Consider the following 9,703-nt stretch of genomic DNA (forward strand, 5'->3'; position numbering starts at 1 on the left):
CGCGGTGCAGGGGCGCGGCGTCCGGGAGCGAGGTCGCAGGCCGGGGTGCCCGCGAAGAGATCGTCGTCCAAAGCCCCGCCCTCAGGGACTTTGCACTCCTACCAGTGGTCGTGGACAGGTACGTCAGGCGGCGGCGCGGTCGCCGGTGCGGCGGCGGCGCAGGTCGGCTTGCTCGAGTGCGGGTGGTACGTAGGCGATGTCGAGCGTGCCCGGGTTCACCCCAGGCGGGACCACCTTGTCGATCTGGTCGAGGGTGTCGTCGTCGAGGGTGGTGCCGGCGCCGGCGAGCAGGTCGCCGAGCTGCGCCATGGTACGGGGGCCGATGATCGCCGAGGTGACCGCGGGATGGCTGATGACGAAGGCCAGGGCCAGATGGGTGAGCGACAGACCGGCCTGCTCGGCGATCGGGACGAGTTCTTCGACGGCATCGTGGTTGCGCTTGTCGGTCATGTGCTTGGGCACCCAGTGCATGCGGGCGCTCGAGACCTGTTCGTTGCCGCCCTTGCGGTAGCGGCCAGTGAGCAGACCCGAGGCCAGCGGGCTCCAGACCAGCGTGCCCAGCCCGTAACGCTCGCAGACCGGGAGGACGTCGCGCTCGATGCCGCGGTTCAGGATCGAGTACGGCGGCTGTTCGGTGCGGAAGCGGGCCAGCCCGCGCCGTTCGGAAACCCATTGGGCCTCGACGATCTCCGCGGCCGGCAGGCTGGAATGGCCGATCGCGCGTACCTTGCCCGCCTGCATCAGGTCGGTCAGGACGGCGAGGGTTTCCTCGATATCGGTGCCGGGCTCGGGGTGGTGGACCTGGTAGAGGTCGATGTGGTCGACGCCGAGACGCCGCAGCGAGTTCTCGACCGCGGTGACGATCCAGCGGCGGGAGCTGCCGCGATGGTTGGGGTCCGTGCCCATGGGGCCGTTGAACTTGGTGGCGAGCACCACGTCGTCGCGTCGGCCGCGCAGCGCCTTGCCCACGATCCGTTCGGTTTCGCCGTCGCCGCCGTAGACGTCGGCGGTGTCGATGAAGTTGATGCCGGCGTCGAGGGCCCGGTGGATGATGGCGACGCAGTCGTCGGGGTCGGGGTTGCCGAACGGGCCGAACATCATGGTGCCGAGGCAGTAGGGACTGACCTTGATGCCGGTACGGCCCAGGGGGCGAGTGCGCATGAGCTGTTCCTTCCAAAGGCGGAGGGCCGGGTGGTCCGAGGCGGGCCGCCTCGGACCGGATGAGTGCGTTGGTGGTCAGCCGGCGTACGGGGCGGCGACGTCGAGGATCCAGGTGACGCCGAAGCGGTCGGTCAGCATCCCGAAGCCCGGGGCCCACTGCGACGGGCCGTACTTCTCGATGATGTCGGCGCCGTCGGCGAGCTTGTCCCACAGCTCGCTGACTTCCTCGGTGGTTTCGCCGCGGACGGACACGAAGAACCGCTCGCCGGTCAGCGTCATGCCGTGCTCGCGAGTGGTGGCGGCGGGCGCGGCGGCGGCCGGTGCCTGGCTGGGCACGTCGTACGCCATGATGCTGAAGCCGTTGGGGGCCGTGACCTGGCCGAAGACGATCTTGTCGGCGTCTGGCAGTTCCTTCGGCAGGCCGAAGTCGCCGTACGCGATGGTGGTGAGGTGGCCGCCGAACACGCTCTGGTAGAACTCCAGCGCTGCGCGAGCGTCACCGCGGAAGTTCAGGTGGGTGGTGGTGGAGATGGCCATGCTGGTGACTCCTTGTTGGTTCTCCGGGCGCGGTACGCCCGGTATGGGCTGGTAGGTCGCGAAGGAAGGTGGTCTCGGACGGCCGAATCGGCGAGTCCCCACGGTGCTGCTGGTCTCAGATGGCCAGCAGAATGGCGCTGACGATCAGGCTGCCGACGATGTTGTAGCTGCCGGAGATCGCCGCGTAGAGCAGCGGTCGCGGGAAGTTGGGGTTGATGGCGATGGTGACGGTGTTGGCCGTGAGGTGGCCGAGGCCGACGATGAGGCCGAACAGCAGCGCATCGCCGTAGGTGTCGATCTTCAACGCGGCCATCAGGATCGCGCTCGTGAGGGTGATGACCAGGCCGGCCAGCGGCGGCCCGGCGAGAAACAGCGGCGAGGTCGGCGCCTTGGCGCCGACCTCGCGGCCGAGGGAGCGGTTGTACGCCTTGGGGAACAGGCCGGCGAACCACACGCCGCCGAGCAGGGTCAAGGCGATGAAGCCGAGCAGGATCCCGAACCAGTTCAGGTTGCCCAGAACATCAAACATGGTGCTGACTCCGTCAGTGTTAAGGGGGCGTCCGGGTCGCGTGGCTGACCGGCTCGATACGAAGGTTCGCAGCGGTAGGTGACAGGGTGTGGCACCTACTTCGGGCAGAATGAGGTTCATGCAGAAAACTTCTGCCCGACTGCTGGCTCTGCTGTCGCTGCTGCAGACCCGCCGGGACTGGCCCGGCACGGTGCTGGCCGAGCGCCTGGACATCAGCCTGCGCACCGTGCGCCGCGATGTCGACCGGCTCCGCGAGCTCGGCTACCCCATCGCCGCCGTCAAAGGCCCTGACGGCGGCTACCGGCTCAGCGCCGGCACCGAACTACCCCCGCTGCTGTTCGACGACGAACAGGCCGTCGCCCTCACCATCGCCTTGCAGCTCGTCGCCACCAACCCCGGCGACGGCCTCGCCGAACCCGCCGAGCGGGCGCTGAACACCATCCGGCAGATCATGCCCTCCCGGCTCCGGCACCGCATCGACGCGCTGCGCGTCACCGCCGTTGAACGACCTGTCACCCGGCCGGCCACCCCGGTCGACGGCGACGTGCTCCTGACCATCAGCGCCGCCGTCCACGCCCGCGAGATCTTGCGCTTCGACTACGGTGCCGAGGTCACGGACAAACCCCCGCGCCGCGTCGAACCCCACCACGTCATCACCTGGGACGGACGCTGGTACCTCATCGCCTGGGACCTTGACCGCGACGACTGGCGCACCTTCCGCGCCGACCGGATCACCCCGCGCACCCCCAACGGGCCCCGGTTCACTCCACGCGTACTGCCCGGAGGAGACGTCGCGACCTTCGTCACCAGCACGTTCCGCGGCTCTGGCGACGCCTCGGGCAACTGGCCCTGCCAAGGCACGGTGATCCTCGACCTGCCCGCCGCCACCGTGGCCCTCTACACCCGCGAGGGACTCGTCGAGGAGATCAGCCCAAACCGCTGCCGGCTCACCCTCGGATCCTGGTCCTGGCCCAGCCTCGCCGCCGCCATCGCCCGCTACGACGCCGACATCGAAGTCATCGGCCCCGACGAACTCACCGACGCCTTCGAACACCTCGCCCGCCGATTCACCAGAACCGCAACCGGCCACGGCATCGCATCACCGACATTGTGAGTTGCCATGCCTGCGGAGGACGCAGTGGTTGAACAGACCATTGAACTCGTCGGCAGCGCGGCTCGAACGGCTCCAGACGGAGCTGCGCCGGCCGGGAAGGACGCGAAAGGCTGGGGTGGACGAGGCCAACCGGCGCCGGCGGACAGAGCCGGGGGCAGGTGGGCAGCGAGGTCTCCAGGTCGGCGCCCGCCGGCAGGTCGACGAAGCGCGCGTCCACGGCTTCGACCGCGTCGCAGTACTGCTCGTACGTCAGACGACTCATGAGGGCCGGAGTCACCTCTCAATCGCCGATCTGGGTCCCGGTGCCGGTCGCGCGGCTTGTTGTGGAATCCATCGCCGGTTTCACCACTCTGACGGCCAGTGAGAAGTGCGCCTTGTCGGCGGCCACCGATCCCGGCCGGGCGCGCGGACGGCCGATGGGCAGGCGGAGCTTGATGCTCTCCAGCACGGCGCGGACTGCGGGCTGTCTCCCCTGGCCCGGGGTCAGGGCGCAAGCCGGCGGGCGGCAGAGGCGCTCGGCCGCAAGATGCACCTTGCTGCTCAGCCAGCCGCGTGAGCGGCCAGCCCGGCCGGGGTCAGTCGGAACCCCATCGGTGGGAGCGCGAACACGACGCAGGGACGTCCTGTTCACACACCGTCATCTGCCGCTCGCCGCCGTCGGCGGCTTCTCTGCCAGCGGGTATACGGATTCGAATATCGGTCGTCCATTGATATCGATATTGGACAGTTCAGATGTCCCGTGATCTCCTCTGCGCATGAAGAAGGCAATCCCCCAGGCCCTCCGTTCCGGACTGGGCGTCATCGTTTTCACCTCACTCCCCCTCCTCGGTGCTCCCTCGTACGCGGCCACCGCCTCAGCCGGCGCCGCCACTGTGGCCGTCGAGGTGCGGCCGGGAACGACCGTGCGCGACGACCTGCGTACGGTGTTCGACACGGCCGGGGTGCGGGGCACGTTCGCGCTGCTGGACGTGTCGTCCAAGACGACGACCGTGGTGGACCGGCGGCGCGCGGAGACGCCGATGGTGCCCGCGTCCAGTTTCAAGGTCCCGCATGCGCTCGTCGCGTTGGAGACGGGCGTGGTCAAGAGTCCCGACGAGGTGATCCCCTGGGACGGCACGCCGCAGCCGTTTCCCGAGTGGGAGAAGGACATGACCATGCGGGAGGCCGTGCGCATCTCCAACGCGGCGGCGTTCCAGGTGATCGCCCGCCGCATCGGCCTCACGCGCGAACGTCAGTGGCTGCACCGGCTTGGCTACGGCAACCAGCAGACCGGGACCGTGGTCGACCGGTTCTGGCTGGACGGCCCGCTGAAGATCTCGGCGGTGGAGCAGACCCGGTTCATGGAACGGCTGGCCGCCCTGCGCCTGCCCGCCTCCCGCGCGAACCAGCGCACCGTCCAGGACCTGATCCTGATGGAGAAGAAGAACGGGTACACCCTGTACGCCAAGTCAGGCTGGCAGAACGCCCCCAACCCCGGCACCGGCTGGTGGACGGGCTGGGTCGAGCGCGGCGGACGCGTATACACCTTCGCGCTGAACATGGACATCGCCAAGGACGCCGACGCCGCCAAGCGCGCCACGCTCGCCCGTCAACTGCTGTACCGGCTGAACGTCCTGCCCGCGGCGTGACCGTCTCCCCCGCAGACCACGGTGACCGTCGCACGGTCACCGTGGTCGTCACCGTTCAGGCGGCCATCTCGCTGGGCTACTTCGCGGCCATGGCGCACGTCGTCCTGCACCTGCGAGCCGACCTCGGATTGGCCGCCGGAGGGATCGGCCTGGTGCTGGCGCTGCGCAATCTCGTGCAGCACACGCTCTCCCTGCCGGTCGGCGTGCTGGTGGACGTACTTGGCCCGGTACGGATGGGCATTCTGGCGTGCCTGCTGCGCGCGGCCGGGTTCGCCCTGCTGGGCACTGTGTCCAGCCTGCCCTGGCTGATCGTCGCCGTGGTGCTGCTGGGCACGGGCGGGGCGCTGTTCCACCCGGCGGCGCAGTCGCTGCTGGCCGGGCTCGCCGAACGGCGAAGGGCGCGCGGATACGCGGCGTACGCGATGACGTTGCAGGTCGCGGCGGTGGCCGGCCCGATGCTCGGGCTGGCGCTGCTGAACGTCGGCTACTGGCTGGTGGCGCTGACGGCGGCAGCGCTGTGGGGCGTGGCGGCGTTCCTGTTCGCACTCCTGCGGCACGTCCCGCGCGTACGGGTGCCGCACGGGGTCGTCTCCGGGGTGCGAACGGTACTGCGGGACCGGGTCTTCATCGGGTTCGCGGCCGTGTCGGCGCCCGCCATGCTGCTGACCGACCAGTCGTCGGTGGTCGTACCGCTCGGCGGCGCGGACGCGACAGCGGTCACCGTGTTCTCCTGCGTGCTCGCCATGGTGTCGGCCGCGGTTCAGCCGTGGTGCGTGGTACCCGGGCGCGCCGACCGCCCGCACGTGCTGCGCGCGGGACTGCTGCTCGCCGCGGGCGGCCATCTGCTGCTGGCAGCCGGCGCGGGCACCGGACTGCCAGGCCTGGTACTGGTGGCCGTGCTGCACGGGCTCGCCGACGGGCTCCTACAGCCGGCGGTGTTCCAGACGATCGCCCGGCTCGCCCCGCCGACGCGTTTCGGGGCGTACCTGGGCGTGCAGACGTTCCTGTCGGGCCTGGTCGCGTTCGCCGGTGGCATCGCGGTGGGCGGGTTGTTCGACCGGGGAGCAGGCGGCGCGACGGCGGCACTGGTCATCCTGACGTTGACCGCCTGCGCCGCTGCGGCCTGCGTCCCCGCCGGGACGCTTTCGTACGGCAGGCCCTCCGGCAGGGTGCCGTCGACCCTGGACCGGTAGATGGCCAGGCCGATGCTGCCGATCAGCGCGATGCCGAGTGAGATGCCCAGGTCGTTGGCGGTGGTCGCGAGCCCGCGAGCGCGCCGTTGACGATGCGGTTGGCGAACAGGCGCACGTCCGGCAGCGGCCGTGGCGCACGCAGCTGCCGCACGATGAACCACACCCCGATCAAGGCCCGACGGACAGCGACCCGGCGGACAAGATGGTTGCCTGCCAGCCGAAGCCCTCCAGCAGCGCGCCGCTGAGCAGCGGTCCCAGCGCGGCACCGGCGGAGATGCCTCCGGCCCACAACCCGATCGCGATCCCGCGCCGCTTCGCGTCGGCGAAGAGCACGAAGATGAGGCCCAGCATGGCCGGGACCATCATCGCCACGGCCACCGGTGATCATCCCAGCAGCCGCTTGCCCGCCCGGTCGCCGAGCACGCCCATCGCGACCAGGAACCCGGCCATCACAAAACCGTGGATGTCGAAGATCCACAGCAGCTGTGTGCTGGAGGGGGCAGGTCGGCGGCCATGCTCGGCGCTGCCAGGAACAGGATCGTCAGCATCATGAACAGCAGCGTCGACGGGGCCACCAGCACCGTCAGACCTCACCACTGCCTGCTTGCGCTCATGATCTCGTGCTCGCGTAGTGGGCGGCGATCTCGTCGCTGGTGGCCAGCCACACGCCGGGGTGGCCGGCGATGTACTCCAGTGCCTGTTCGAACACCGCTAAGGTGTCCACGAGGTCTCCGGGGTGCTTGTTCTTCTTGGTCGTTGAACCCTTTACCGGAGACCTCTCTGCCTGTCCGGCTACGACACACCGTTGATCAACACTTCGCAACAGGCCCCAGCCCTGCTGAGTGACGTCGACGATGTCGAAATTGCCTGCTGATCTGGCAGGAGCAGCGCGCGAACAGGCGCCATCACCCCAGACGGGACGACCCTGCCCGCCCTCGGTGGGCTCCTTGCCATAGTGGCGGCAGCAACGGCGGTCCTGCGGCGCTCGTAGGCTACGTGGGTGCAAACGTGGGCAAAGTGGACCGTTCTTCTGGTACTGGCTGGGTTAGCAGGCGTCTACGCGATGGCCGGGTCACCCCTGGCCCTGGCAGTCCTCGGCTTACAGGTGGTCTTCACCCGGCGCCGATCCTGGTGGTTGATCGCGCTGCAGGCCGCCGCCGCCTACGGTTCCGTGTTCGCCTTCGACACTTCGGTCGGCATCCTCGGCTTCGTCGCCGGTTCACTGCTGCTGACCACGTCCTGGCCGCTCGCCCTCGTGGTGACGGGCAGCGCGCTGCTGCTGGGACCGGCAGACCCGGTGATCAGCATGGTCCTGATCGCCCTGATCGTCTACGGCCTGGCCACGATGCTGGACCGGATCCAGGAAGTGACCGCCGCTCGCCTGTCGCTGGCGATGACCGCGGCAGCCGAGGAACAGCTCCGCATCGCGGCGGAACTCAACCAGAGCCTGGGCACCGCGCTCGACACGATCGCGGCCAGCGCCCGGAAGGGCATGCCTGACGTGGAATCGGCCCGGCACTCGCTGAGCGAGGCCAGAGCCGCCGCCGTCGGCTACCGCGCGATGTCGCTGGCCCCCGAACTCACCACCGCCAAGGGCATGCTGATCGCCGCGGGAGTCGCCACCGACGTGCGGATGCGGCACGCGGAACCGCTCGGCCCGGCCGGCGCACTGCTGGCCACTGTCCTGCGCGAGGCCGTGACCGAGATCGTCCGGCGCCGCGCCGCCTCCCGCTGCGTGATCGAGTCAGCCACAGAAGGCGACACCGTACGGCTGAGCATCGCCCACGACGGCGCCCCCAGCGCCACGGACGACTTCCTGGCCGATCTCCCCGCCCAGGTCGCGGCGGCCGGTGGCACGCTCACCACCGGCGTCGACGACAACGCTCAGGTCCTGGTGGAGGTGGCGCTGCCCGGCACCACGCTGCCGGACCCGCCCGCCCTGTCCATCAAGCTGTCGACGGCGGTGCTCGCGGCGGTGCTGGTCGGATTCTCGGCCAAGGCGTTGCTGCTGGCCGGTTCGTGGTGGCCCCTTCCGCTGCTGGCCGTCATCATTTTCATCCACCTGCGCTCGATCGAGGGCAGGCATCCGATCGCACTGATCGTCATGGGCGTGCTGACGCTCGCCCCGATCCCGGTGTTCGGGCAGGCCTGGCTGGTGACGACCGGGTTTCTGACCGGGCCGCTGCTGCTGGCCCTCCGGCTCAGGGCGGCGGTGCCGCTGGTGGCCGTCGTCATGGCGGTGGTGGGCGTCGCCGGGCTGGCGATCGGCCTGCCGTACCCGCTGGTGGTGAACTACACGGTCAGCACCCTCGTGACGGGACTGGTCATCTACGGCCTGTTCACGCTGGCACGGCTCGACCGGGAGCTGAGCGCGGCCAGAGACGGGCTGGCCAGGTCGGTGGTGGTGGAGGAGCGGCTGCGGGCCGCGCGTGACCTGCACGACCTGCTCGGGCACACACTGGCGGCGATCCTGCTCAAGAGCGAGCTGGCCAGGCGACTGGAACCCGAACGCGCCCGCGCCGAACTGGACGACGTGCTGGCCATGACCGAGCAGGCCATCAGCGACCTGCGGACCGTCTCCGGCGAGCGGGGGAGGCTGTCGCTGGCGGGCGAGGCCGACTCAGCACGTTCGGTGCTGGCGGCCGCGGGCATCGAGGTCACGCTGGAACTCGGTCACGACATGCTCGGCAGCGAGGTGGAGACCACGCTCGGCGCCGTGCTGCGCGAGGCGGTCACCAACGTGCTGCGGCACAGCTCCGCCCGCCACTGCACGATCAGCACGAACGAACGCGACGGCGAAGTACGCATGGCCGTACGCAACGACGGCGCGCAGGCCAAGCCGATCCGCCGCGGCTCTGCCGGGATGGGCAACCTGACCACGCGCCTGGCCGAGCTGGACGGGCGGCTGGACCTGGCCCGGGACGGCGAGTGGTTCGAACTGGCCGCGACGGTGCCGACCCGCTCCTGGGTCCCCGCCTAGATCCACCCCGACTCGATGGCAAGGCGAGCGACATCGGCGCGGTTGAGCGCGTCGAGTTTGGCGACGATCGCGGCTCGATCTTCTTTGATGATCGGGAGGTCGGGATCAGTCGGCCTTCGAAGGTGATGGCGAAGGCGTTGAGAGCGGCTTTCCAGCGGGTGATCCAGCGTTTGCGGCCCTTGCCGGTCGGGCTCCTGATCGCCATATAGACACATTGAGCGCGGCCTGCTCGTTCGGGAAGTGGGCACGGGCCTTGACCGCCCGCCGGATCCGCGCGTTCACGGACTCGATGGCGTCGGTCGAGCAGATCACCCGGCGGATCTCGGTGTCGAAGTCGAGGAAGGGCACGAACTCGGCCCAGGCGTCCTCCCGCAACTTCACGATCGGCGGCGGCCTCGGTCGGGGCGATGTAGCCCGGCTTGAGCGCCACGTAGACGGGACGGTTGGCGACCTGACCGTCGCGCAACTTGGCTCTGTCGCAGATTGCGTGATCCTCGGATCGTCGATCTCGTTGCGGGTTCCACGAAGGAATAATGATCTTCGTGTCTTGCGCAGTGGATT

10 protein-coding genes and 2 pseudogenes are annotated in these 9,703 nt (G+C 69.5%); 5 read left to right on the plus strand and 7 right to left on the minus strand.

Annotated elements, in window-relative coordinates; all coding sequences use genetic code 11:
- Positions 1-123: 123 nt before the first annotated feature.
- The 3 genes from AB0J46_RS50775 to AB0J46_RS50785 form a co-directional block, all read right to left on the minus strand.
- Positions 124-1,161 carry an aldo/keto reductase gene (locus tag AB0J46_RS50775; protein ID WP_364344357.1) on the minus strand — a complete coding sequence of 346 codons (1,038 nt, stop codon included), beginning with the start codon at positions 1,159-1,161 and terminating at the stop codon, positions 124-126.
- 75 nt (positions 1,162-1,236) lie between these two features.
- Positions 1,237-1,698: a VOC family protein gene (locus AB0J46_RS50780; protein ID WP_364344360.1), complete on the minus strand. Its 462-nt coding sequence runs from the start codon at positions 1,696-1,698 to the stop codon at positions 1,237-1,239.
- A gap of 115 nt (positions 1,699-1,813) precedes the next feature.
- On the minus strand, positions 1,814-2,227 hold the full coding sequence (locus tag AB0J46_RS50785; protein ID WP_364344363.1) for a DUF1761 domain-containing protein: 414 nt from the start codon (positions 2,225-2,227) through the stop codon (positions 1,814-1,816).
- A 118-nt stretch (positions 2,228-2,345) separates the two neighbouring features.
- On the opposite strand from AB0J46_RS50785, the gene AB0J46_RS50790 reads away from it, so the two are divergent.
- A complete protein-coding gene (locus AB0J46_RS50790; RefSeq protein ID WP_364344366.1) occupies positions 2,346-3,341 on the plus strand; it encodes a YafY family protein in 996 nt (331 codons plus the stop codon).
- Between the two features lie 361 nt (positions 3,342-3,702).
- Here AB0J46_RS50790 and AB0J46_RS50795 read toward each other — a convergent pair.
- Positions 3,703-3,903 (minus strand): annotated as a pseudogene (locus tag AB0J46_RS50795) (IS5/IS1182 family transposase); the annotation flags it as partial.
- Between the two features lie 193 nt (positions 3,904-4,096).
- Here AB0J46_RS50795 and blaOXA point away from each other — a divergent pair.
- On the plus strand, positions 4,097-4,969 hold the full coding sequence (gene blaOXA / locus AB0J46_RS50800) for a class D beta-lactamase (RefSeq protein WP_364344369.1): 873 nt from the start codon (positions 4,097-4,099) through the stop codon (positions 4,967-4,969).
- Positions 4,966-6,162: an MFS transporter gene (locus AB0J46_RS50805; RefSeq protein WP_364344372.1), complete on the plus strand. Its 1,197-nt coding sequence runs from the start codon at positions 4,966-4,968 to the stop codon at positions 6,160-6,162. Before blaOXA ends, AB0J46_RS50805 begins: the two co-directional genes overlap by 4 nt.
- Before the next feature lie 168 nt (positions 6,163-6,330).
- On the opposite strand, the gene AB0J46_RS50810 is transcribed toward AB0J46_RS50805, so the two are convergent.
- The gene (locus tag AB0J46_RS50810; protein WP_364344375.1) at positions 6,331-6,513 is read right to left on the minus strand and encodes an MFS transporter; all 183 of its coding nucleotides are present in this window, start codon (positions 6,511-6,513) and stop codon (positions 6,331-6,333) included.
- 33 nt (positions 6,514-6,546) lie between these two features.
- On the minus strand, positions 6,547-6,756 hold the full coding sequence (locus tag AB0J46_RS50815) for a hypothetical protein (RefSeq protein ID WP_364344378.1): 210 nt from the start codon (positions 6,754-6,756) through the stop codon (positions 6,547-6,549).
- A 469-nt stretch (positions 6,757-7,225) separates the two neighbouring features.
- On the opposite strand from AB0J46_RS50815, the gene AB0J46_RS50820 reads away from it, so the two are divergent.
- Positions 7,226-9,142, plus strand: coding sequence for a histidine kinase (locus tag AB0J46_RS50820; RefSeq protein WP_364344381.1), 1,917 nt, complete (start codon positions 7,226-7,228; stop codon positions 9,140-9,142).
- 118 nt (positions 9,143-9,260) lie between these two features.
- On the opposite strand, the pseudogene AB0J46_RS50825 reads toward AB0J46_RS50820, so the two are convergent.
- Positions 9,261-9,526: pseudogene (locus AB0J46_RS50825) on the minus strand (transposase); the annotation flags it as partial.
- On the opposite strand from AB0J46_RS50825, the gene AB0J46_RS50830 reads away from it, so the two are divergent.
- Positions 9,432-9,703 (plus strand): hypothetical protein (locus AB0J46_RS50830; RefSeq protein ID WP_364344384.1); only part of this gene is annotated, 272 nt, incomplete at its 3' end. The pseudogene AB0J46_RS50825 and the gene AB0J46_RS50830 sit on opposite strands and share 95 nt — an antisense overlap.

The organism is Nonomuraea sp. NPDC049758 (genome assembly GCF_040674635.1).
In the GTDB taxonomy this organism is placed as follows: domain Bacteria; phylum Actinomycetota; class Actinomycetes; order Streptosporangiales; family Streptosporangiaceae; genus Nonomuraea.

What these genes read in the sequence shown, in the direction of transcription:
- AB0J46_RS50775 (WP_364344357.1), bottom strand. Translation starts at nt 1,161, where the DNA reads ATGCGCACTCGCCCCCTGGGCCGTACCGGCATCAAGGTCAGTCCCTAC.
- AB0J46_RS50780 (WP_364344360.1), bottom strand. Translation starts at nt 1,698, where the DNA reads ATGGCCATCTCCACCACCACCCACCTGAACTTCCGCGGTGACGCTCGC.
- AB0J46_RS50785 (WP_364344363.1), bottom strand. Translation starts at nt 2,227, where the DNA reads ATGTTTGATGTTCTGGGCAACCTGAACTGGTTCGGGATCCTGCTCGGC.
- AB0J46_RS50790 (WP_364344366.1), top strand. Translation starts at nt 2,346, where the DNA reads ATGCAGAAAACTTCTGCCCGACTGCTGGCTCTGCTGTCGCTGCTGCAG.
- blaOXA (WP_364344369.1), top strand. Translation starts at nt 4,097, where the DNA reads ATGAAGAAGGCAATCCCCCAGGCCCTCCGTTCCGGACTGGGCGTCATC.
- AB0J46_RS50810 (WP_364344375.1), bottom strand. Translation starts at nt 6,513, where the DNA reads ATGCTGGGCCTCATCTTCGTGCTCTTCGCCGACGCGAAGCGGCGCGGG.
- AB0J46_RS50820 (WP_364344381.1), top strand. Translation starts at nt 7,226, where the DNA reads ATGGCCGGGTCACCCCTGGCCCTGGCAGTCCTCGGCTTACAGGTGGTC.